The sequence below is a fragment of the Gordonia liuliyuniae genome, from assembly GCF_021739025.1.
In the GTDB taxonomy this organism is placed as follows: Bacteria; Actinomycetota; Actinomycetes; order Mycobacteriales; family Mycobacteriaceae; genus Gordonia; species Gordonia liuliyuniae.
In genome coordinates, this window is record NZ_JAKKOT010000002.1 from 624,847 (window position 1) to 646,146 (window position 21,300).

Below are 21,300 nucleotides of genomic sequence, written 5' to 3' on the forward strand. Positions count from 1 at the left end.
CCCTCAGACGCCGAAACGGCGGTTGAGCAGCCGGACCCGGCCCGCGGCTATCGCGGCGTCCGGGTGTCCGGGCGGCAGCGCGCGGTGCAGTGTCGTCCACGCCTGGAAATCGTCGTGGCCGTGGGGCGACGACGCCCAGGCCTGCAGCGTCGCGACATCCCGGCTGGCGAAGACGGCCGATCGGAGGTCCTCCCGGATCTCGTCGAACGCGTCGATGATGCCGGGCGCCAGCGAGTCCGCGAGCAGTCCGCCTCGACCCAGCGTGGCGACGGCGGCCCGCAGGTCGCCCGTCATGATGTTCTGGCGCACGTCCGTGACGTCGGAGGAGACGTCGCCGGTGAGCCGGTAGGGGCGGGAGGCGACCGCGTCGCCGACCTCGCGGCGCAGTCGGGAGATCTCGGCGCGGACGGTGACCGAGCCGAGGTCGTCGTCCGACAGCAGGTCGGCGAGACGGTCGGTCGACAGGCCTTCGGGATGCAGATGGAGCAGCAGCAAGATCTCGGCGTGCCGCGGCGACAGGACGTGCCGTCGTCCGCCGGGCGCGCACCACGTCGGCTCACCCGCCAACACCGTCAGCCGGGAGTCGAGCGAACAGTCCAGCATCGCTTCAGGGGAGAGGTCGACGGCCGTCGACCGGAGTTCGCGTTCGACCGCGGCCACCACCGACCGGACGGCGGCGAGCGCGAACGGTGCTGCGGCCGCGGCCCCGCCGGTCACGTCGATCGCGCCGATCACCTCGCCGGTCAGCGGGTCGTGGACGGGCGCGGCCGCACAGTTCCACTTCTGGACGGGGCTCGCATAGTGCTCGGGACCGATGATCTGGACGCCGCGGTCCAGACTGAGCGCGAGCCCGGGCGCGTTTGTCCCGACCTGATCCTCACTCCACACCGTGCCTTCGACGAAGTTGATCTTCGCGGCCTTTCCGCGCGTCGACCGGTCGCCGTCCACCCAGAGGAGACGGCCCCGGCGATCAGTGAGTGCGACGACGACTCCCGCGTCGGCCACGTCGTCGAGCATGAGTGAGGTGATCAGGGGCCGCACCTGCGCGAGACGGTGCGCCGCCCGATACTCGGAGAAGTCGTTGTCGGACATGTCGTCCGGCGTCACATCAGGGTCGTCTCCGACGCCGCGGCTCCGCGACCGGACCCACGATTCCTGGACCATGGAACGCACTGCTCCCTCGGATGGCGTCACACCCGACAGGAACTGTTCGTAAGCACGTTTCACCCGGGTAACGGTCGCCTTGCCATCCGACATCGCATCCTCCGGTCGCACTCTGCCCTTGATTGTGCCAAATGATCCGTGATCCGCGTCACGAAGCGTCTGCTACCCCTGACAGACGTCACGGGCAAGACGTGACATCTGCGCGAGGCGTCATGGTCGCCGGAGCGGAATCGTAGATGTCATGAACCACGTACCAGCCATCGAAGTCGCACAATTGACCAAGCGTTTCCGCGGACCGAAAGGCTCTGTGGTCGACGCGGTGAAGGGGATCGACCTCGCGATTCGTCCCGGCGAGATCGTTGCGTTCCTCGGCCCGAACGGCGCCGGGAAGACGACGACGATCGACATGATCCTGGGCCTCACGTCGCCCGATGCAGGCGACGTCCGCGTGTTCGGCCGGCCAGCCCGCGAAGCCGCACGTGCCGGGCGGGTCGCCACCGTTATGCAGACGGGCGGACTGATGGACGACTTCACGGTCGCCGAGACCGTCGGGGTCGTCGCGTCGCTGCACGATCGATCCGCTGACATCGACGCGGTGATGGTGCGTGCGGACATCGCCGACATCGCCGACCGCAAGGTGTCGCGGTGCTCCGGCGGCGAACAGCAACGCCTCAAGTTCGCGCTCGCGCTGCTGCCCGACCCGGACCTGATCGTTCTCGACGAGCCGACGGCGGGCATGGACGTCGAGTCGCGACGTACGTTCTGGGCGGCGATGCGCGCCGATGCGCGGCATGGTCGGACCGTCGTGTTCGCCACCCACTACCTGGAGGAGGCGGACGCGTTCGCCGACCGGATCGTGATGATCGCGGGCGGTCGGATCGTCGCAGACGGGTCGACCGCCGAGATCCGCACGCGTGCGAGTCGTCGCGTCGTGTCCGCGGTGCTCGACGACGGTGCGATCCCCGATCTGCGGCGAGTGTTCACCGACCTGGAGGTGCGTGAACGGCGCGGCGGCCGCCTCTACCTGTCGTCGCCCGACTCCGACTGCCTCGCCCGTTATCTGCTGACCAGCACGGACGCGCGGGACGTCGAGATCGCGGCGCACAACCTTGAAGACGCGTTCGTCACCCTGACTGCCACCGCCTGACTCGCCTCACCTCTTGCCCGCCTCACCTCTTACCCGCCTCACTTCATCGAAGGAACCTGACATGTCTGTTCTCACTGGCGCGGCCATCGCGCCGACCTACCTGAAGTTCGACGTCCGCCGCGTACTGCGGAACCGTCGCGCGATGATCTTCACCATCGCCATGCCCGCCCTGCTCTACCTGGTCTTCGGCGCCACTCAATCGAGTGAGGACAGTGTCGGCGACGGCAACGTCGCGTTCTACGTCCTCGTCGGCATGGCCGTCTACGGCGCGATCCTGGCAGCGGCGTCCAATGCGGCGGCGGTCGCCATCGAACAGCAGGCCGGCTGGACGCGCACCCTCATGATGACGCCCCTCAAACCGTCCGGGTACGTGTCGACGAAGATCGCGCTCGCGCTCGTGATGAGCGCATTGCCCGTCGTGGTGCTCGCGATAGTCGGCGCGATCAGCGGCGCAAGCGCCCCGATCTGGGTGTGGGTCGCTTGCCTCGGCATCGGCTGGCTCGGGTCGGCGTCGTTCGCGGCGCTCGGTCTCGCGCTCGGCAGCGTCCTCAAGTCCGACGGCGCGATGCAGGCTCTCGGCGGCGTCCTCGCGCTGCTCGCGTTCGCGGGCAACGTGTTCGTCCCGCTCAGCGGTGCGATGCTGCGGATCGCCGAGTTCACGCCGATGTTCGGCGTGGTCTCGCTCGCGCGGTACCCGCTCGACGACGGCATGACCGTGTACGGGACGCAGATCCCGGTGTGGGTGATGGTCGCGAACATCGTCTTCTGGGCCGGGGCGTTCGCCGTCGCGGCGGCGTTCTTCTACTCTCGCAGTAGCGCGCGCCAGTAGAAGAAACCGCCAGTCGAAGAACCTGAGTTGAAGGATCACCGATGAGTCCGCTCCTGTCCCGCGATCGGATCGTGACGTTCTTCGACGACGATCGGATGCCGTGGCGGCAGTGGCGTTGGGTGTTCGGAGCCGTCTGGATGATCTTTCTGGTCTATCCGGTGGTCTCGGTGGCGCAGTCGGACAACACGACGTTCGTGAAGGCGCTCGGACTCGTCGATCTCGGAGTCTTCGCGACCGTCTACCTCGTGGCGTGCATGCTGCTGATGGATGCGGTGCCGAGCGCCGCATACAAGAGCAGCATGCACGCCGACCAAGACGGGGGGCGGTGGCCGGTCGCCGGTGTTCTGGTCGTTCTCGCATGCCTGCTGTTCCCGATCATTCACGAGGAGACCTTCGCGCTGGCGGGCTTCCTCATGGCGGCCGTGTCGTTCATCGCGCCCCGCCGGGTGCAGGTCGCCGCCATCTTCGCGCTGATCGCCGCGTCGTACCTGGTGCCGCGACTGCTCGGGTGGGACGTCGACTTCGGGGTGATCGCGATCATGGTGGCGATCGGTATGACGATGATCGCGATCCGTGCGGTCAGCGAACGCGAACGCGACCGGGAACAGAGCGTGGAGCGTCAACGCGAACTCAACGCGGAACTCGCGGTGGTCGCCGAACGGGAGAGCGTTGCGCGCGACGTCCACGACATCCTCGGCCATTCGTTGACCGTCATCTCGGTGAAGAGTGAACTCGCCTCCCGGCTCATCGACCTCGACCCGGAGCGCGCGAAAGCGGAGATCGCAGAGGTCAACGCGCTGTCGAGGGAGGCGCTCGCCGAAGTGCGTTCGACGGTCGGACGGTTGCGGACACCGGAACTGCCGAGCGGTCTCGCGTCGGCGGCCAGCGCATTGGCCGCGGCGGGGATCGTCGCGGACCTCCCCGACCCGGCCGAGGCCCGGACGCCGCACGCCACGCTGTTCGCCTGGGTGCTGCGCGAGGCGGTCACGAACATCGTCCGCCATAGTGGGGCGTCGTCGTGCCGGGTGTGGGTGGGCTGCGACGAGATCACCGTGGCCGACGACGGAACGGGTTCGGCGATGCTCGCATTCGGAAACGGTCTGCGCGGGCTGTCCGAACGGGTCGCCGACGCGGGTGGGGAACTTCGGGTCGAGTCCGACGAGCACGGGACGCTCGTCACCGCGACTATGGTCACCGCGACCGTCCGCGCCACTACTGTTCGTGACCGTGTCGGGCGTGAACGCGACGGGGCCGCTCATGATGGGATGAACCGGTGAGTGAGACGATCCGGCTGCTGTTGGCCGACGACCAAGCGCTGGTCCGCGGTGCGCTAGCCGCACTCCTCGATCTCGAATCGGATCTGCAGGTGGTGGCCCAGGTCGGGCGCGGCGACGAGGTCGTCGACGCGGCGCGGGACTGCGGTGCGCACGTCTGTCTGCTCGATATTGAGATGCCGGGCATCGACGGCATCGATGCGGCCGCGCAGGTGTCCGCGACGCTGCCCGGCGTGCGGTCGTTGATCGTGACGACGTTCGGCAGGCCCGGCTATCTGCGGCGTGCCATCGACGCGGGCGCCTCGGGGTTCGTTGTGAAGGACACGCCTGCCGCCGAACTCGCCGACGCCGTCCGCCGCGTCCACGCCGGGCTGCGCGTCATCGATCCGACCCTCGCGACTGAGAGCCTGACGAGCGGGGAGAACCCGTTGACGCGCAGGGAGTCGGACGTGCTGACCGAAGCGCTGTCCGGCGGCACGGTCGCCGCGATCGCCGCCCAGGTCCATCTGTCGCACGGCACCGTCCGCAACCACCTGTCGTCGGCGATCGGGAAGACGGGTACGTCGACGCGCGCCGAGGCCGCCCGGGTCGCCCACGAGCGAGGCTGGATCTGATCGCGTCGGCCGGTGGGGCGCCGGACTCGGGACGCAAGCCTGCGCTCACCGGAATCCGCACGGTCGCCGCGGCGACGGTGTGCCTCACCCACGCGGCGTTCTGGACCGGCCACTACACCGACGACTACGCGGGCAGGCTCTTCGCGCGGTTCGAAGTCGGGGTGACGATCTTCTTCGTCCTGTCCGGGTATCTGCTGTTCTCGCCGTGGGTGCGGTCGCTGCGAGCCGAGAGCAGCGTTTATCCGCCGCTTCGCCGGTATGCGTGGCATCGGGTCCGTCGGATCATGCCCGCGTACGTGATGACGGTCGGCGCGGTCTACGTCATCTTCGTGTTCCGCACCGACTCGTCGGATCTCGGCCACGGGATGTCGGGGCTGATTCGGAACCTCACGTTGACGCAGGTGTACGGGTTCGGCCACTTGCACACGGGACTCACCCAGATGTGGAGTCTGGCCGCGGAGGTCGTCTACTACGTCGCGCTGCCGGTGATCGCCTGGCCGTTGGCGCGTTACGTGTGCCGGGGCAGGTGGCGGCCGGATCTGTTGATCGTGGTCCTCGGCGGGCTGCTGCTCGTCTCGCCGGTCTGGACGTTCGCGACGCACGGCGACGGAGTGGATCCGACCGCTCGACTGTGGGCGCCGGCGTTCGCCAGTTGGTTCGTCGCAGGCATGCTGCTCGCTGTGCTCGGCCGGCTGATCCGTTCGTGGCCGGCCACCCCGAGCGTCGCGGTCGCCGCCGGCGCGTTCGTCCTGTCGGCGGGGGCGTTCGCGGGCGAGGCGACGATCGTCCCGAACGATGCGGGTGCGGCGGTCGCCAAACACACGCTGTACGCGGTGGTCGCCGTCGGTCTGATCGGCCCGCTCGTGGTCGGCTCGTCCGACTGGTGGTCCCGGTTGTGCCGGTCGCGACCGATGGTCTGGCTCGGCGAGATCTCGTACGAGTTCTTCCTGGTCCACGTCATGGTGTTGGAACTGGTGATGGACCTGCTCGGCTATCGGGTGTTCACCGGCTCGGTGTTGTTCGCGTTCGTGGTGACCAGCGCGATCAGCGTGCCGATCGCGTGGGTTCTGCATCGGGCGACGTCGCCCCTATGGAGGTGATGCTGTGGAGGCGATGTTGGGGAGGTGATGCTGGGGAGGCGATGTTGGGGAGGTGACGTGCTCACGCACCGGCCACCAGTGACGCAGACCTCCTGGAGCACGGGCCGACCACCGGTAACATGAGGTCATGTCTGCACCCATCCGTTCGGTCACCGCTGCCGACCTCCGGCAATGGACCAGCGACGCTCGGGTGCCCGGGCAGCCGCCCGAACTCTCCGACCTCGGAAGTCTGCTCATCGCGTCCGGCTATTTGACGCCGACCGCGCGCGGCACGCTCGTGCGGCGCGCGTCCTTGAATCTTCCGCTGCCGTCTCCGTCGAACGGTTACAGCGAACTGCGGCGCGTGCAGCGCAGCATCTTGCATGCGGAGAAGTACCTCGACACCACGGTGCTGCCCGGCCTCGTCGTGCCGATCGTCCGGTCGCGGTTGGCGGCGCTGAACCGTCGCCGCGAGGACGCACACCGCGCCGTCGTCGTCGCCAAGGGGGTGATGCCGAGCGGGACCCGTGCGGTGCGACGGGAACGCCGCGAGAACGTCTACCTCGAGATCGACGAGCGTGAGCAGTTGTTCTCCGGACTGCTGTGCACGCCCGTCCCGAATCGCCCGACCGGAGCGCGCAAAGCCGGCACGGATGTGTTCGACAAGTTCGTCGGAGTCGTCGGACAGGTCGGTGGCCGCGGACCGCGCAGGCAGGTGGAGGAGATGGCGGCGCAGGTGTTCGGTCCCGATGCCGTCGCCGCCGGAACATCGTCGCGCGGCGCCTCGTTCGCCGACGGCTACGAGACGCTGCTGTTCGTCGCGGGCCACTACTACGACCGGATCCGCGCCAACCCCGCGTGGCTGTCGGACCACTTCGAGATGCAGCGCGTCCAGGTGAATCTGCACGCAGAGCTCGCTGAGATCGCGTCGGACATCGTCGCGCTGCGCGCGCTGCGCGTCGACCTCGACCAGGCCAGGCACAACGGCGGATTCGACGCCGGGTTCATCGCGCACATCGAGGCCCGTGAGAACGCGCTCCGGCCGGTGTGGTCTGAGCTGGTCGACCGCGTCCACGCGTTCAGTGAGATCGCGGCGACCGTCGAGTCCGCGGCGAGCGAACTCCGGCTGCTCGACGAGTTCGACAGGGCGTCGACGATCGACGCCCGCATCGATCACCTGTTGTCGCGGTCCGGGGACCGGGAGCTCGGGGCCGACCACACCCGCCGCCTGTCCCAACAGGTCCGCAGCGGTGAAGAACAACTCCGCGTCTACCGAGATGTGTTGCAGGGCAACATCGCCCAGCTGGGGCCGGGCGTGCAGCGTGAGCTTGGGCAGCGCTACGAGCCGTAGAGCAGCTCATGGCGTCCTGCCCCAATCCTTCAAGTGTCCCTTCTCCACATCGGTCAGTCGCCGCAGTCGGTGGTTCTCGATGTCGACGACGGCCATCTGTGTGCTCGCCACGCACTCGGGCTTGGTGTCGTCGCCGGTCTGTGCGCCGCGGATCTCGTACCCGATGGTGAAGTCGACGGAACGGTGCCCTTTGATCCACATGCCGATGCGCACCGGCGAGTCGGCGTGGCGGAGCTGTCCCTGATAGCGGATGTCGACGTGGACGATCATCGCGCTCTTGATGAGCGGCGCGTACTCGTCGCCCGCGCTGAGCAGCCACGAGATCCGCGCTTCTTCCATCAGGGTGACGATGCGTGCGTGGTTGATGTGCCCGAACGCGTCCATGTCGGACCACCGGACGGGAACCTGAGCGACGTACGCGAACGCGGGATCGGCCATCCGCGCAGTCTAGCCACGGTGCGACCTAGCCACGGTGCGACGAAACGACCGCGTAGGAAAGTCTTTAAAGTACGGACATCGGTTTTCCGGTTCGATTAGGTACTCTTAGCGTCCATGTGGTCCATTCGATCTACCCGACGTGTCGCAGTTGTAGCTGCTGTGGCTGCTGTTGCAGCATTGGTTCCGGCTACGGTCGCTGACGCTGCTCCGTCGAAGAAGGACGTCGCGCGGATCGTGGCGCTGAAGAAGGTGACGACGTATCGCGTCGACCTGACGGTGAACTCCCCGTCCATGGGCAAGAAGATGAGGGTCACGGTACTGACGCCGGGAGGCACCGCCGACCGCCCGGCGTTGTACATGCTCGACGGCGCCGACGCGGGCGAGAAGGTGAGCGACTGGATCACCAAGGGCGGTGCGGGCCGCTACTTCGCCGGACGCAACGTGAACGTCGTGCTCCCCGCGGGCGGTGAGGCGTCGTTCTACACGAACTGGAAGAGCAAGGACAAGGCGGTCGGCAAGCCGCAATGGGAGACATTCCTGACCAAGGAGCTGCCGCCGCTCATCGACAAGAAGTTCTCCGGTTCGGGCCGCAACGGTGTGCTCGGTCTGTCGATGGGTGGCCAGGCGGCGTTCGCCCTGGCCACTCGGCATCCGGACCTGTATCAGGGGGTGGCCTCGCTCAGCGGATGCCCACCGGTGACCGGCCCCGCGAACGAGGCCTACGTCCGTGCGACGCTCGCACAGAGCGGCGCAGACGCCACCAAGATGTGGGGCAGGCCCGGCGGTGCGACCTGGCGGGCGCACGACCCCGCGTACCGGATCGACGCTCTGCGCGGCAAGGCGATCTTCCTGTCGTCGGGTTCGGGTGCGGTCGGCCCGCTCGATTTGACTGCGGACATCGACCCTAAAGACGGACCGGTGGACGCCCAGATTGCCGCGGGCTCGGCGCTCGAAGTCGGTGCGAATCGCTGTTCGCTCGAGTTCGCCGCCAAGCTGCGTGTCGAGAACGTGCCGTTCCAATCGAACTTCCGTCTCATCGGCACGCACCGCTGGGACTACTGGAAGCGGGACCTGCCTCTCGCGTGGCAGGCCATCGCCCCAGCTCTCTGACGCCTACCGCTGAGCCCACTCCTGCGCGAACGCCAGGAACGCGTCGTTCTCGGCGGTGTCGGTGACGGTCACGCGCACACCGTCGCGGGCGAACGGGCGGACGATCACGCCCGCGTCGGTGCTTGCGGCAGCGAACGGCACCGCATCGTCGCCGAGGGCGAGCCAGATGAAGTTGGCTTGCGAGTCCGGCACGGGGTATCCGAGAGCGCGGAGTCTGGCGGTCACGCGGGTCCTCTCGTCGACGACGGCGTCGGTGCGGGCCAATAGTTCGTCCTGGGCGCGCAGGGACGCCACCGCGGCGGCCTGGGCGACGCTGCCCACGCTGAACGGCACGTGGATCTTGCCGAGGGCGGTGATGACCGTCGGATCGCCGACCGCGTAGCCGATGCGCAGCCCGGCGAGCCCGTACGCCTTCGAGAAGGTGCGCAGCACGACGAGGTTCGAGAATTCGCGGCGGAGTTCGAGGGCGTCGTATGCGAGCGGCCCGTCGAGTCGCATGTATTCGTAGTAGGCCTCGTCGAGGGCGACGACCACATGGTTGGGCACGGTTTCGAGGAAGCGGCGGAGCGCCTGTGCTTCGACGACTGTGCCGGTCGGGTTGTTCGGGTTGCACACGAAGATCAGGCGGGTGCGCTCGGTGATCGCCGCGGCCATCGCATCCAGGTCGTGGACGCCGTCCCCCGTCAACGGGATCTGTACGGGCGTCGCGCCGGAGATTCGCGTGGCGAGCGGGTACGTCTCGAACGACCGCCACGCGAACAGGACTTCGTCGCCGGGACCCGACGTCGCGGTGATGAGGTTCTGGCACAGGATCACCGATCCACAGCCGACTTGGATCTCGGCCGGGGTGACCCCGACCGATTTCGCGAGCTCGTCGGTCAACTCCACCATCCCGTTGTCCGGGTAGCGGTTGGCGTTCGACGCGGCGTCGGCGATGGCTGTCAGGACGCTGGGCAGCGGGGGATGGATGACCTCGTTGCTCGCCAGCTTGATCGCTCCGGGAAAGGTCTTGCCGGGAACGTAGACGGGCAGGGATTCCAGGTCGGGTCTCATGCGCGGTGTCACCCTTTGAATGTATGCCTGACCAGGGCGTCGATGCACATCCGCCCGCCGATTTGCGTCTGCTGGAGTTGTCTGTGTAATGTTTTGCCTCGGCAGTTCGGAAAGAACTCCGCTGGAGGCGTGCCAGAGCGGCCGAATGGGACTCACTGCTAATGAGTTGTCTCGCTTAAAACGGGACCGGAGGTTCAAATCCTCTCGCCTCCGCCGACCGAGGTCACGCCTTGGAAGAATTGAATATCGGATCGGGTACACTCGATCCGGGCCACGCGCCCGTAGCTCAACGGATAGAGCATCTGACTACGGATCAGAAGGTTTGGGGTTCGAATCCCTACGGGCGCACCAGATAGTCCCCAATGAGGACATCGCAACTGTAGCTATTCACAGTCGCGGTGTCCTCATTGGCGTTTCCGGCTAAGCGCGGGCTTCATCGACATCCGCGGCGTTCAGAGATGCCGCGGATGTCGACGAGACCCGCGGATACGAGATCGGCGCCGCGACAGCGGTCAGTTCGGGGCGCTTCGGGGTGCGGCCGTCGCCCAGCGATCGGCCGCGCAGCTTCCGGACGATCCACGGGCTGAAGAACTCGACGAGCCAGCGGGCGTCGTCGGCGGTGCGGCGTATCGGGTGCGGGTCGCCGACGAGATCGAGCGGGCGGCCCCATTCCGGGTCGGCGCCGGGCAGGCCGAGCGCGTGGGCGGCTCCGGCCGCGAACCGTTCGTGGCCGAGGCTCGACGCGTGTAGCCGGTCCGTCGACCACGAACGGCGGTCACGCAGGATCGGCGCGGCGAAAAGGTCGACGAGCACGAATTCGTGGCGACGCGCGAAGCCGCGCATGATGTCGTTGATCTCGAACAGTCGCGACTCGAAGAGGCGGCCGAGCGGATTGATCTGGGCGATGTCGGGGAACGTCGAGACGATCACCGTTGCACCGGAATCGGCGAGCGCATCGTAGATCTGCTCGAGGTCGGAGTGGACGACGTCGAGGTCGGCCCGGCCGATCACGTCGTTCATGCCCAGCGGCGCGGCGACCAGGTCCGGCTTCAGGGCGAGTGCGGGCTCGAGTTGCTCGTTGAGCGTGTTCCGGGTGTTCTTGCCGCGGATCGCGAGGTTCGCGTAGCGCACCGCTGGGTTGTGCGCGGCCAACTGGTCGGCGAGTCGGTCCGCCCATCCTCGATACATGTCGGGGGCGACCTCGTCGCACATGCCTTCGGTCTGGGAGTCGCCGATCGCGACGAATCTCGAAAACTCCATGCGCCGATCTTAGTGCCGAGTGTCGTCGAGGAATGGACGACACCCGATACCGACGATCGACCGATCGACTCCCATTCTGTTTACAAACTAAGCCAAATGTATAGACAACGTACGTAACAACGGTTAATGTCAACATCACCTGATCGTCAGCCGAGGAGGAGAATGATGGCGAACCCGACACTCGACGAGAGCCCCGTCGATGCGACAGCGTGGCGCGACAAGAAGCGTCACCTCTGGTTGCTGGGGCTGATCCCGCCCACCGCGGTCTTCGTGGCGACCGGACTGATCGCATTGATGAACTGGCTCGGCGACACACTCGATGTGGGATGGCTCGGAACCGTCTCGCCGGTCTGGTGGTGGATCGGCCCGATCCTGATCTACGTGCTGCTGCCGATCCTCGACATCTTCTTCGGGCCGGACGGACAGAATCCGCCCGAGGAGCTGATGGAGCAGTTGGAGGCGGACAAGTATTACCGCTACTGCACGTACGCCTACATCCCGTTTCAGTTCGCGAGCCTCGTCTTCGCCGCGTATCTGTGGACGGCCGGGCCCGGCGGGCGATTCGGCGACCTGAGCTGGCTAGGAGTCGACGGCGGTTCGCTGGGGATCGCCTCGAAGATCGGCCTCGCCATCTCGATCGGCGCGATGGGCGGCATCGGCATCAACACCGCGCACGAGCTCGGCCATAAGAAGGTGTCGATGGAGCGCTGGCTCTCGAAGATCACCCTCGCGCAGACCTTCTACGGGCACTTCTTCATCGAGCACAACCGCGGCCACCACGTCCGCGTCGCGACTCCCGAGGATCCGGCGAGCTCGCGGTTCGGTGAGACGTTCTGGACCTTCTTGCCGCGCAGCGTGTTCGGCAGCCTGAAGTCGGCATGGGCCCTCGAAGCGAACCGTCTGCGAAAGGTCGGCAAGCCGGTTTTCCACCCGACCAACGACGTCCTCAACGCGTGGGCCATGTCGGTGGTGCTGTGGGGTGCGCTCGCCGCGATCTTCGGCTGGCAGATCCTGCCGTACATGGTGATCCAGGCGATCTACGGTTTCTCGCTGCTCGAGACCGTCAACTACCTCGAGCACTACGGGCTGCGCCGCAAGCAGAACGAACGCGGCCGCTACGAGCGCTGCTCACCGTTGCACAGTTGGAACAGCGATCACATCTGCACCAACATCTTCCTGTACCACCTGCAGCGACACAGTGACCATCACGCGAATCCGACCCGCCGCTACCAGACGCTCCGCAGTTTCGACGAGGCGCCGAACCTGCCGTCCGGCTATGCCAGCATGATCACCGTCGCCTACTTCCCGCCGATCTGGCGGAAGATCATGGACAAGCGGGTCGTCGCCCATTACGACGGTGACCTGACCCGGGCGAATCTGCAGCCGGGCAAGGAGACTCGCCTCCTCGCGAAGTACGGGCAGGCGTGATCATGGCCGCCTACCGCTGCGACGTCTGCGACTACACCTACGACGAGACGATCGGCGCACCGCGCGAGGGATACCCCGCGGGGACCGCGTGGACCGCCATCCCCGACGACTGGCCGTGCCCCGACTGTGGGGTCCGTGAGAAGGCCGACTTCATCGAGATCGGAGCATGACATGAACTTCAAGCTGTATCAGTGCGCTCAGTGCGGATTCGAGTACGACGAGGCGGAAGGCTGGCCGGAGGACGGGATCGAACCCGGCACCCGCTGGGACGACATCCCCGACGACTGGACCTGTCCGGACTGCGGCGCCGCGAAGGTCGACTTCGACATGGTCGAGATCGCACGGCCGTGACCGACGAACCCATCGTCATCGTCGGCGCCGGCACCGCCGGTGTCACCGCGGCGACGACCCTGCGCAGCAGCGGATTCGACGGTCCGATCACGCTGATCGGAGAGGAGGCCGAGCATCCCTACCGGCGTACCGCACTCACCAAGGACCTGCTGGCCGCAGACCTCTCACTCGAGCGGATCACGCTGCAGAAGCCTGCTGTCTGGCCTGAGCGGGGCATCGACCTCGTCCGCGGGGTCGCCGTCACCGCGATCGACACCGCGCGACGCGTCGTCGTCTGCGACGACGGGCGGCAGATCGGTTACCGGGCACTGGTTCTGGCGACCGGAGCGGACTCGGCGAGGCCGGACTGGCTCGCCGGGGATGTGCGTTCGGTGCGGACCCTGTCCGATGCGCTCGCGGTGCGTCGTGCGGTCGACGAGTCCGGTCGACTCGCGGTGGTCGGCGGCGGGCTCATCGGACTCGAGCTGGCGGCGTCGGCTGCCACGCACGGTGCGTCCGTCGACGTCGTCGAAGCAGCCGACAGGCTCCTCGGGCGGGTGGCGCCCGCCGTCGTGTCGGACTGGTTCCTGCGACTCCACGAGAGCCACGGGGTGTCGGTGAGGCTCGGCGCCCGAGTGCGCGCGGCATCGGCGCGGGCGATCAGGCTCGACGAGGGCTCCGAGATCGAGGGCCCGGTCGTCGCGGCGGTCGGGATGACGCCGAACGTCACCCTCGCGCAGGCGGCCGGCCTCGAAACGGTTGGTGAAGGGATCATCGTCGACCGGTGCTTCGCGACCGCTACCCCGAACGTGTTCGCCGCCGGTGACGCGGCCGCTCTGCCCGATGCGTTGACCGGCCGGCCGTCGCTCGGCGGACACTGGTTCGGGGCGACCGATCACGGCAGGGCCGTTGCGGTCTCGGTGCTCGCACACCTCGACGGGGGTCGACCCGACGGCTTCGTCGACGTGCCACGCGCCTGGACAGTGCAATACGGGATCAACGTTCAGATGGTCGGATGGCCGTCGGTCGACGGCACGGTGCACGTCGACGGGTCCCTCGACGACGCCGACGCGAGCATCCGTGTGAGCGTCGACGGCCGCCTGGTCGGCGCGGTGACCGTCGGTCGGGCGGCGGCCGCGCGGGAGCTCCGCTCCGAGATCGCCGTAGGCTTGTCCGAGATCGCCGTAGGCTTGTCGATGTGAGTACTCCGACCCGGGACCGACCGTCGTACGCGACGGCGAGCAAGCAGCTCCTCCGAAACTCGCTGCTGGACGGTCTCCGGGAACTCCTCATGGAGAAGGACTGGGCGCAGGTCACCATGAACGACGTCGCGCGGTTCGCGGGCGTCAGCAGGCAGACCGTCTACAACGAGTTCTCCTCCCGCAACGGCTTGGCGCAGGCGTACGCGCTGCGCCTGGTCGACGAGTTCACCGCGGAGATCTCGGCCGCTGTCGAAGCCACACCGGACGACGTCGAAGCAGCGTTCACCGCCGGGTTCGCGGGATTCTTCGCCAGCGCCGGGCAGGACCCCATGATCGCCTCGCTGCTGAGCGGCGACGCGAAACCCGACCTGCTCAGACTCATCACCACCGACTCGGCCCCACTCATCGAATCGGCGTCGGCCAACCTCGACGCACTCCTGCACGAGTCGTGGATCGCGTTGCCTGCCGAGGCGTCCGGTCGGATCGCGCGCATGATCACGCGGATGGCGCTCAGCTACGTCTCGATGCCGCCCGAAGCGGACTTCGACGTCGCCGCCGACCTCGCTTCGGTGATGACGCCCGCCATCACCGGAGCGAGGCGTGCCCAGTAATTCACTGGGCCCAGTAGTTCACTGGGCCAGCAACATTCACTGATCCAGGAACGCCGTCACTGACGCCTCGAACGCCGCCTTCGCCTCGATCATCACCCAGTGGCCGCACTTGGGGAAGATGTTGAGCTGGGCGTCGGGGATCAATCGCATCGGCGCGAGCGACATGTCGGGCGGGCTGACCCGATCGTCGCGGCCCCACGTCAACAGGGTCGGGCACTTGACCTTGTGCATCATCGCCCAGTAGGGCGGGAAGTCGGCGTCGGCGAGGAACTTCTGCTGCATCTCGAACGCCGCGGACCCGTACATCATGGCCGCGGTCTTGGCCGCGTCCGGGTTGATCGCGGCCTCCCATCGTTCCTCGATCAGCTCGTCGGTGACGAGGGCACGGTCGTAGACCATCGCGTTCAACCAGCGGACCAGCTTGTCGCGATCGGGGGCGTCGGTGAACTCCTGGAGTAGGCGCAATCCTTCAGAAGGGCTGGAGCTGAAGATGTTCGGCCCGACACCGCCGATGGTGACGAGCTTCCGCACGCGGTCTGGGTGCTTGATCGCGAGGTTGACGCCGACGACGCCGCCCATCGAGTTGCCGATCATCGCGGCCGATTCGATGCCGAGCGCATCCATGAATCGGATGACCGACGAGCCCGCGGTCAGTACTGGGTGGCCCTCGACCGCGTCGGATACCCCGAATCCGGGGAATTCGACGATGTAGCAGTGGTGCGTCCGGGCGAAGTACTCCAGGTTTCCGCGGTAGTTCCGCCACCCGGTGACGCCCGGGCCGCTCCCGTGGAGAAGCAGCAGTGCGTCGTTGTTATGTTCGCCTGCCTCGTGGTACACGATGACGCCGTCGTCGGTGGCGATTTCGCGTCGGGTTCCCTCATATGTCACGTCCATACCAACAGAATAGAACCTGTTCTACTTTTCTGCCCGGAGTATCCTGGCGAGTATGCAGATCGATTCTTCAGTTCCCGTCGTCGCGGCAGGTCTGGTCGGTGGTTACACCGTCGCCCGGTACTCGGGTCGACGCGCATTCGGGGGCGCAGTGTTCGCGGCGGCAGGTGTCGCAGCGGGCCGGTCGTGGCTCGCCCGAGGTCCCGTGGTGACGGTCGGTCTGGCTGCCGCTTACCTTGGTGCGTTCGGAGCGTCTCATCCGCTCGCCAAGAAGATCGGTGCCTGGCCGTCGGTGCTCGCAGTGACGGCGGCAGCGGCAGCGGGCACCGCGGGCGTTCTCACGGTCGTCGACGGCGAGCGGTGATAGTGCGGAAGTACTCGCGCGTCGTCGTCGCACTGTGCGTGTTCGCGGTCGCGCTCCTCGCGGCGGCCTGCGGCGCCGATGAGGCCCCCGCGGCGCCTCCCGCACAGGTCTCGTTGGCCAGTCCGGCGAAGAAGCTCAATCCGACCGACGAAATCCTGGTGCGGGTCACCGGCGGCGACCTCGCGACGGTCACGGTCAGCAACGGCAGCGGCAAGAAGGTCGACGGCGTCTCGACCGAGGGCGGTGCGGCCTGGCGCACCACCGAGGATCTCGGCTATGGAACCGAGTACACGGTGGCCGCGGACGCGGTCAACAACGACGGCAAGCACACCCGCAAGACGTTCACCGTCTCCACCATCGACCCGGCCGACACCGCGTACGCCAACGTGGTGCCCGCGCCGGAGGTCGTCGCGGACGAGGGGATCGGCGTCGGTCAGCCGATGGTCTTCCAGTTCACCAAGCCGGTGACCAACAGGGCGGAGGTCGAGAAACGACTGAAGGTGACGACCACTCCGAACCAGCCCGGAGCGTGGTACTGGACCGACGACCAGAATGTCCACTACCGCGCCAAGGACTACTGGGAGCCCGGCACCAAGATCCACATCGAGGCGAACATCTACGGCCTGGACCTCGGTGACGGGATCTACGGCGCCGAAGACACCGCGGTCGACTACACGGTCCACGATTCGTGGGTCGCGAAGGCCGACGGCGCGACCGAACTGCTCACCGTCTTCCACAACGGCGAGCAGGTCAAGCAGATGCCGATGAGTCTCGGTGAACCGAGCACACCGTCTCACGTGGGTCCCCATGTCGTTTCCGAACGACTCGACAGTGTCGTGATGGACTCCTGCACGTACGGTGTCTGCGCAGGCGATCCAGGCTATTACAAAGAGACCGTCTACAAGAATCTCCGCATCTCCAACGACGGCGAGTTCGTGCACGCCGCGCCGTGGTCGACGAGCCAGCAGGGGTCGTCGAACGTGTCGCACGGCTGCGTCAACCTGAGTGACGAGAACGCGCAGTGGATGTTCGACCACTTTCACATCGGCGACGTCGTCGAGATCACCAATTCGGGTGGGCCCGAACTGCCGGTGTGGGACACCTACGGCGACTGGGCGGTGCCGTGGAAGACCTGGAAGGCGGGTAACGCCGACGCGTGACGACGTCCGTGCGCTGGACGGCTCACGCAGGCATCGGGAAGCTGGCGTTGTGCAGCATCTCGACGCGTTCGGGACCGAGTTGTTCGCCGAGAACCTTGGTGATCGTCTCTCGAACCTCGGTGCGGGTCCGTTCGGTGTAGGCGACGCCCAACTGGATTGCCGGAGTCGGCGGCGCGCAGCGCAGTGCGACGACGCCGTCGGGCAGTCGGTCGAGAACCGGGACCAGCATCGCGCCGACGCCTGCGCGGGCCGCTTCGAGTCCGGTGGCCAGATCAGTGACTTCCGCCGCGACATGCCAACCCCCGGGCGTTCCGCTGAACGCGTCGAAGCTCGGCTGACGGAGCGTGCACGGCGCCGAGAATGTGATGATCGGCATCACTGTGCCCGGATCGGGTTGCCCGTGGTGGGCCGACCACAGCCAGCGCAGCCGAAACCCTTCGGTGCGTGCCCGCAGTTCAGGTGCGATCCGGGTGGTGACGGCGACGTCGACGCTTCCCGAGTCGAGCATGGATCGGACGGTGGCGTTCCGGTCGAGATGGATGCGGACCTCGGTGCCGGGGAAACTCTCGCGCAGCCTCCCGATGACCATCGGCAGGACCACTGCGGAACTGTTCTGCGCGGCCCCGATCACCACGGCCGTTTCGCGTGTGGACTCGAAACGGGCGACCGCGGCGTCGTGTGCGACGAGGATCGCGCGGGCGTGCGACAGCAGTTCTTCGCCCGCCGGAGTGAACGCGATACCGCGGCCGTCCCGTCGGACGAGTGGGCGTCCCGCCTCACGTTCGAGCCGTCGAAGGTGTTGGCTGACCGCTGACTGGGTGAGCGCCAACGACGTGGCGGCACGATGGACTCCGCCGGTCGCGGCGACGGCGACGAGTGAGCGCAACGGAGTGATGTCGAACGTCCTGCCCATGACGTCGAGTGTAGCCACACATGCGCGAACGATAAGTATCACTGATCGGATCGAGTATTGATCGTCGTTGGACGGGGCGACCCGGCGGCGGTCACCGTTGAGGGGTGAGACTCTCCGTTCCGCTCGGTGCATCGACAGCCTTCTTCTACGCGCTCGGTTACCCGGTCGGTGCCGCGGCCGTTCGCGCGGCGACGCCCGGCACGGTGCTTGTCTCACGGTTCGTGGCGTCGGCGGTGATCCTCGCGGCGATCGTTGCGGTCGCGCGACTGGAGTGGCCGCGTGGCATCCAGGCGTGGCACGCGGTCGTCGTCGGATTCCTGAGCCAGGGAGTGCAGTTCGTCGGCTGCTACGAGGCGATGTACGCGGGAGTGTCACCGGTCCTCGTCGCGCTCGTCATCGCGATGAATCCGGTGGTCACCGCCGCCGCGGCCGGGATGATGCTCAGGGAGAGGTTGTCGCGGCGCCGGATCGCGGCGACGGTGCTGGCGCTGGCGGCTGTCGGCATCGCGTTCGCCGGGCGCGTCATGGATGTCGGACACGTCGACGCCGCGGTCGCCTGGGTCGTCGTCGCGGTGATCGGCCTGGCCGTCGGCGGTGTCTATCAGCAGCGCTACCTGACGCAGGGGCATCCGATCGCAGTGAACACCATCGGTGTCGGCGTCGCCCTCGTGCCCGCCCTCGTGTTCGCGATGGCCACCCCGCAGCACGTCTCCGACCCGGCCCAGGCCGTCTGGACGATCGTCGTTCTCGTGATCGCGAACTCGGTGATCGCGGCCACCCTGTACCTCGCAGCCATACGGCAGGCGGGCGCGGCCGCCGTATCGCTGCTGTTCGGCGTCATACCGTCGATCGCAGCACTGTTGACATGGGCGATCCTCGGCGAACGTCCGGACATCGGGGTCGTGCTCGGTCTGGTGGTCGGTGCCGCCGCGTGCTTCGTCGGCAACGACCAGGCGCCGGGCCGTGGCGAAGCGGTGAACGTTACTCCTTCGACAGTTTCGACGGGAACCAGATCCGGCGTCCGACGTCGAGGGTGACGGCCGGAACCAGCAGGGACCGAACGATCAGCGTGTCGACGAGGACGCCGAACGCGACGAGGAACGCGACCTGGGCGAGGAACAGCAGCGGGATCACCGCCAGGGCGGCGAACGTCGCCGCGAGCACGATGCCCGCGGCGCTGATCACCCCGCCGGTGCTCGTCAACGCCGACAGCATGCCGTCGCGTGTGCCGATCCGCCCAGCCTCCTCGCGGGCTCGCGTCATCAAGAAGATGTTGTAGTCGACGCCGAGCGCGACGAGGAACACGAACGCGAACAGCGGGACGACGGGGTCGGCGCCCGGGAAGTCGAACGGGCCGTTGAACAGCAGAGCACCCACACCGAGCGTGGTCGCGAACGACAACACCGTGGTGCCCAGGAGCAGCAGTGGTGCGGCCAACGACCGTAGAAGCAGGATGAGGACCGCCAACACCACGATCAGCACGAGCGGGATCACCAGATTCCGGTCGTGACGCGCGGTGACACGAGTGTCGAGGTCGATGGCGGTCGGGCCGCCGACCATGACGTCCTCCCCGACGGCGTCGCGGATCGTGACGACCGTGTCCTGCGCGGTCAGCGAGTCCGGGTCGTCGGCGAGCGTGGCCTGCACCGCCGCGAGCGCGTGCGTGCCGTCCGCTCCGTGGACGACCGGTGCACCGTCGGCGGTCAGCACGTCGGCTGAGGCGACGCCCGGCACCTGGCGGACGGTCGCTGCGGTCTGGTCGGCGTCGGCGGCCGGCGTGATGACCCACGTCGGGGATCCCGCCCCGGCGTCGAAGTGCGCGTCGTGCAGTTCGGCGCCCGCGACCGATTCGGCGTCGCCGAGGAAGAAGTCGGTGGTCGCGACACCGTCGGACCGGAACATCGGAGCGAACGCCGCGCCGATGACCAGGACGACGAGTGTCGCGGCCCAGGTGCGGCGGGGCGCCGCCGCCACCGTGTCGGCCACCCGTTTCCACAGGCGATGCGGCTCAGTGGTGTCGCCGGTCGTCGGGCGGCGCGGCCAGAACGCGGTACGGCCCAGGAGCGCGAGCGCTGCGGGGAGGAAGGTGATGGACACGAGGAAGGACGCGGCGACGCCGATCGCCGCGATCGGGCCCAGGCTCCGATTGGAGTTGAGGTCGGAGAACAGCAGGCACAGCACGCCGAGGATCACCGTGCCGGCCGATGCCGCGATCGGCGGCAGCGTAGCCCGCCACGCGGTCATCAGCGCCCGCCGCGGATCGTCTTCCTCGGTCAGGTGCTCCCGATAACGGGCCACCAGCAGCAGCGCGTAATCGGTTGCGGCGCCGAACACGAGGATGAACAAGATGCCTTGGCTCTGCCCGTTGAGTTCGAGGGCACCGCTCTCGGCGAGTGCGTAGACGCAGCCGCAGGCGAGCGCGAGGCCGAAGACCGCGGACAACAGGACGACGATCGGCAGGATCGGCGACCGATAGACGACGACCAGGATGATCAAGACGAGGACCCCGGCCACCAGCAGCAGGATGCCGTCGATGCCCGCGAACGCCCCGGAGAGGTCCGCGGCCTGCACCGCGGGGCCGGTCATCGCGACCGTGACTCCGGACGGCGGATCGGCGAGCGCATCCTGCAGCTTGTCGACCGCATCGGCGGTCTCGCCGTCCGTGGCGACCGGGACGATCAACTGTGCGGCCTGCCCGTCGTCGGAGACGATCGGCGGCGAGAATCGCGGCGCGAAGTCCTCGGCGCCCTGCAGCGGTGCGACCGCGTCGGACAGATATGCGGAATCGGCAGCCGTCCACCCGCTCGTGTTCTCGGCGACGACGATCGCCGGGAAGTACTCGGTATCGGTGAACTCGGGAAGCAGTGCCTGCACCTGCGTCGATTCGGCTGACGACGGGAGGAACGCGCTCGCGTCGTCGGTGGTGACCTGGCTGAGTTTACCGGCGAGCGGACCGGTGACCGCGGCGAGGACCAGCCAGACGAGCAGCGCCAGTGCGGGAACGAGGACGCGGACTGGCCGACGAGAAGTCATGTGAACTGTCTACCGCTCGTGACCGGCATTTCCCAAGAACCGTGGTGGG

General features: G+C 67.4%; 22 protein-coding genes and 2 tRNA genes. 17 read left to right on the forward strand and 7 right to left on the reverse strand.

Going from position 1 to position 21,300, the window contains the following annotated elements; genetic code table 11:
- Positions 1-3: 3 nt before the first annotated feature.
- Positions 4-1,257 carry a sigma-54-dependent transcriptional regulator family protein gene (locus L5G28_RS03905; protein ID WP_237000371.1) on the reverse strand — a complete coding sequence of 418 codons (1,254 nt, stop codon included), beginning with the start codon at positions 1,255-1,257 and terminating at the stop codon, positions 4-6.
- 148 nt (positions 1,258-1,405) lie between these two features.
- On the opposite strand from L5G28_RS03905, the gene L5G28_RS03910 reads away from it, so the two are divergent.
- From L5G28_RS03910 to L5G28_RS03935, 6 genes are all read left to right on the forward strand, one after another.
- Positions 1,406-2,311 carry an ABC transporter ATP-binding protein gene (locus L5G28_RS03910; RefSeq protein ID WP_237000372.1) on the forward strand — a complete coding sequence of 302 codons (906 nt, stop codon included), beginning with the start codon at positions 1,406-1,408 and terminating at the stop codon, positions 2,309-2,311.
- Between the two features lie 61 nt (positions 2,312-2,372).
- Positions 2,373-3,140: an ABC transporter permease gene (locus tag L5G28_RS03915; protein ID WP_236998043.1), complete on the forward strand. Its 768-nt coding sequence runs from the start codon at positions 2,373-2,375 to the stop codon at positions 3,138-3,140.
- 41 nt (positions 3,141-3,181) lie between these two features.
- Complete coding sequence (locus L5G28_RS03920; protein ID WP_237000373.1) at positions 3,182-4,417, forward strand: sensor histidine kinase; 1,236 nt, start codon at positions 3,182-3,184, stop codon at positions 4,415-4,417.
- Positions 4,414-5,028, forward strand: a complete 615-nt coding sequence (locus tag L5G28_RS03925) for a response regulator transcription factor (RefSeq protein WP_236998041.1) — start codon at positions 4,414-4,416, stop codon at positions 5,026-5,028. The genes L5G28_RS03920 and L5G28_RS03925 overlap by 4 nt, the downstream gene beginning before the upstream one ends.
- Entirely contained in the window at positions 5,028-6,128 is a 1,101-nt protein-coding gene (locus L5G28_RS03930; protein WP_308191945.1) for an acyltransferase family protein, read from the forward strand. Before L5G28_RS03925 ends, L5G28_RS03930 begins: the two co-directional genes overlap by 1 nt.
- Positions 6,129-6,255: 127 nt before the next feature.
- A complete protein-coding gene (locus L5G28_RS03935) occupies positions 6,256-7,458 on the forward strand; it encodes a hypothetical protein (RefSeq protein WP_237000375.1) in 1,203 nt (400 codons plus the stop codon).
- 6 nt (positions 7,459-7,464) lie between these two features.
- On the opposite strand, the gene L5G28_RS03940 is transcribed toward L5G28_RS03935, so the two are convergent.
- Positions 7,465-7,896, reverse strand: coding sequence for an acyl-CoA thioesterase (locus L5G28_RS03940; RefSeq protein WP_237000376.1), 432 nt, complete (start codon positions 7,894-7,896; stop codon positions 7,465-7,467).
- 114 nt (positions 7,897-8,010) lie between these two features.
- On the opposite strand from L5G28_RS03940, the gene L5G28_RS03945 reads away from it, so the two are divergent.
- Positions 8,011-9,006, forward strand: a complete 996-nt coding sequence (locus L5G28_RS03945; RefSeq protein ID WP_237000377.1) for an alpha/beta hydrolase — start codon at positions 8,011-8,013, stop codon at positions 9,004-9,006.
- 3 nt (positions 9,007-9,009) lie between these two features.
- On the opposite strand, the gene hisC is transcribed toward L5G28_RS03945, so the two are convergent.
- Positions 9,010-10,071 carry a histidinol-phosphate transaminase gene (hisC, locus tag L5G28_RS03950; protein WP_237000378.1) on the reverse strand — a complete coding sequence of 354 codons (1,062 nt, stop codon included), beginning with the start codon at positions 10,069-10,071 and terminating at the stop codon, positions 9,010-9,012.
- Between the two features lie 111 nt (positions 10,072-10,182).
- Between hisC and L5G28_RS03955 the strand changes: the two genes are divergently transcribed.
- Both L5G28_RS03955 and L5G28_RS03960 read left to right on the forward strand, forming a co-directional pair.
- Positions 10,183-10,272: transfer RNA gene (locus L5G28_RS03955), tRNA-Ser, on the forward strand.
- A gap of 62 nt (positions 10,273-10,334) precedes the next feature.
- A tRNA-Arg gene (locus L5G28_RS03960) sits at positions 10,335-10,410 on the forward strand.
- Between the two features lie 69 nt (positions 10,411-10,479).
- Here L5G28_RS03960 and L5G28_RS03965 read toward each other — a convergent pair.
- The gene (locus L5G28_RS03965) at positions 10,480-11,319 is read right to left on the reverse strand and encodes an SGNH/GDSL hydrolase family protein (protein ID WP_237000379.1); all 840 of its coding nucleotides are present in this window, start codon (positions 11,317-11,319) and stop codon (positions 10,480-10,482) included.
- Between the two features lie 165 nt (positions 11,320-11,484).
- Here L5G28_RS03965 and L5G28_RS03970 point away from each other — a divergent pair, with 165 nt between their 5' ends.
- From L5G28_RS03970 to L5G28_RS03990, 5 genes are read left to right on the forward strand one after another with little or no spacing between them, the layout of a single operon-like run.
- Positions 11,485-12,747: an alkane 1-monooxygenase gene (locus L5G28_RS03970; RefSeq protein WP_237000380.1), complete on the forward strand. Its 1,263-nt coding sequence runs from the start codon at positions 11,485-11,487 to the stop codon at positions 12,745-12,747.
- 2 nt (positions 12,748-12,749) lie between these two features.
- A complete protein-coding gene (locus L5G28_RS03975) occupies positions 12,750-12,917 on the forward strand; it encodes a rubredoxin (RefSeq protein WP_237000381.1) in 168 nt (55 codons plus the stop codon).
- A gap of 1 nt (position 12,918) precedes the next feature.
- Positions 12,919-13,098 (forward strand): rubredoxin, encoded by a 180-nt coding sequence (locus L5G28_RS03980; RefSeq protein ID WP_237000382.1) that lies wholly within the window; start codon positions 12,919-12,921, stop codon positions 13,096-13,098.
- Positions 13,095-14,279 (forward strand): NAD(P)/FAD-dependent oxidoreductase, encoded by a 1,185-nt coding sequence (locus L5G28_RS03985; protein WP_237000383.1) that lies wholly within the window; start codon positions 13,095-13,097, stop codon positions 14,277-14,279. The genes L5G28_RS03980 and L5G28_RS03985 overlap by 4 nt, the downstream gene beginning before the upstream one ends.
- Entirely contained in the window at positions 14,276-14,890 is a 615-nt protein-coding gene (locus tag L5G28_RS03990) for a TetR/AcrR family transcriptional regulator (protein WP_237000384.1), read from the forward strand. Before L5G28_RS03985 ends, L5G28_RS03990 begins: the two co-directional genes overlap by 4 nt.
- A gap of 36 nt (positions 14,891-14,926) precedes the next feature.
- Here the strand turns inward: L5G28_RS03990 and L5G28_RS03995 are convergent, their stop codons facing one another.
- Positions 14,927-15,784, reverse strand: coding sequence for an alpha/beta fold hydrolase (locus L5G28_RS03995; protein ID WP_237000385.1), 858 nt, complete (start codon positions 15,782-15,784; stop codon positions 14,927-14,929).
- 52 nt (positions 15,785-15,836) lie between these two features.
- Between L5G28_RS03995 and L5G28_RS04000 the strand changes: the two genes are divergently transcribed.
- Both L5G28_RS04000 and L5G28_RS04005 read left to right on the forward strand, forming a co-directional pair.
- Positions 15,837-16,145, forward strand: a complete 309-nt coding sequence (locus L5G28_RS04000) for a hypothetical protein (protein ID WP_237000386.1) — start codon at positions 15,837-15,839, stop codon at positions 16,143-16,145.
- On the forward strand, positions 16,142-17,305 hold the full coding sequence (locus tag L5G28_RS04005; protein ID WP_372477160.1) for a L,D-transpeptidase: 1,164 nt from the start codon (positions 16,142-16,144) through the stop codon (positions 17,303-17,305). The genes L5G28_RS04000 and L5G28_RS04005 overlap by 4 nt, the downstream gene beginning before the upstream one ends.
- Positions 17,306-17,327: 22 nt before the next feature.
- Here the strand turns inward: L5G28_RS04005 and L5G28_RS04010 are convergent, their stop codons facing one another.
- Positions 17,328-18,218 (reverse strand): LysR family transcriptional regulator, encoded by an 891-nt coding sequence (locus L5G28_RS04010; protein ID WP_237000387.1) that lies wholly within the window; start codon positions 18,216-18,218, stop codon positions 17,328-17,330.
- Positions 18,219-18,322: 104 nt separating this feature from the next.
- Between L5G28_RS04010 and L5G28_RS19390 the strand changes: the two genes are divergently transcribed.
- Complete coding sequence (locus tag L5G28_RS19390) at positions 18,323-19,255, forward strand: DMT family transporter (RefSeq protein ID WP_237000388.1); 933 nt, start codon at positions 18,323-18,325, stop codon at positions 19,253-19,255.
- Here L5G28_RS19390 and L5G28_RS04020 read toward each other — a convergent pair.
- A complete protein-coding gene (locus L5G28_RS04020) occupies positions 19,200-21,251 on the reverse strand; it encodes an MMPL family transporter (protein WP_237000389.1) in 2,052 nt (683 codons plus the stop codon). The two genes, L5G28_RS19390 and L5G28_RS04020, sit on opposite strands and share 56 nt — an antisense overlap.
- Between the last annotated feature and the right edge of the window lie 49 nt (positions 21,252-21,300).

What these genes read in the sequence shown, in the direction of transcription:
- L5G28_RS03945 (WP_237000377.1), top strand. Translation starts at nt 8,011, where the DNA reads ATGTGGTCCATTCGATCTACCCGACGTGTCGCAGTTGTAGCTGCTGTG.
- L5G28_RS03920 (WP_237000373.1), top strand. Translation starts at nt 3,182, where the DNA reads ATGAGTCCGCTCCTGTCCCGCGATCGGATCGTGACGTTCTTCGACGAC.
- L5G28_RS03995 (WP_237000385.1), bottom strand. Translation starts at nt 15,784, where the DNA reads ATGGACGTGACATATGAGGGAACCCGACGCGAAATCGCCACCGACGAC.
- L5G28_RS03965 (WP_237000379.1), bottom strand. Translation starts at nt 11,319, where the DNA reads ATGGAGTTTTCGAGATTCGTCGCGATCGGCGACTCCCAGACCGAAGGC.
- L5G28_RS04000 (WP_237000386.1), top strand. Translation starts at nt 15,837, where the DNA reads ATGCAGATCGATTCTTCAGTTCCCGTCGTCGCGGCAGGTCTGGTCGGT.
- L5G28_RS03940 (WP_237000376.1), bottom strand. Translation starts at nt 7,896, where the DNA reads ATGGCCGATCCCGCGTTCGCGTACGTCGCTCAGGTTCCCGTCCGGTGG.
- L5G28_RS03935 (WP_237000375.1), top strand. Translation starts at nt 6,256, where the DNA reads ATGTCTGCACCCATCCGTTCGGTCACCGCTGCCGACCTCCGGCAATGG.
- L5G28_RS03910 (WP_237000372.1), top strand. Translation starts at nt 1,406, where the DNA reads ATGAACCACGTACCAGCCATCGAAGTCGCACAATTGACCAAGCGTTTC.
- L5G28_RS03915 (WP_236998043.1), top strand. Translation starts at nt 2,373, where the DNA reads ATGTCTGTTCTCACTGGCGCGGCCATCGCGCCGACCTACCTGAAGTTC.
- L5G28_RS04020 (WP_237000389.1), bottom strand. Translation starts at nt 21,251, where the DNA reads ATGACTTCTCGTCGGCCAGTCCGCGTCCTCGTTCCCGCACTGGCGCTG.
- L5G28_RS03905 (WP_237000371.1), bottom strand. Translation starts at nt 1,257, where the DNA reads ATGTCGGATGGCAAGGCGACCGTTACCCGGGTGAAACGTGCTTACGAA.
- L5G28_RS03975 (WP_237000381.1), top strand. Translation starts at nt 12,750, where the DNA reads ATGGCCGCCTACCGCTGCGACGTCTGCGACTACACCTACGACGAGACG.
- L5G28_RS04010 (WP_237000387.1), bottom strand. Translation starts at nt 18,218, where the DNA reads ATGGGCAGGACGTTCGACATCACTCCGTTGCGCTCACTCGTCGCCGTC.
- L5G28_RS03970 (WP_237000380.1), top strand. Translation starts at nt 11,485, where the DNA reads ATGGCGAACCCGACACTCGACGAGAGCCCCGTCGATGCGACAGCGTGG.
- L5G28_RS03980 (WP_237000382.1), top strand. Translation starts at nt 12,919, where the DNA reads ATGAACTTCAAGCTGTATCAGTGCGCTCAGTGCGGATTCGAGTACGAC.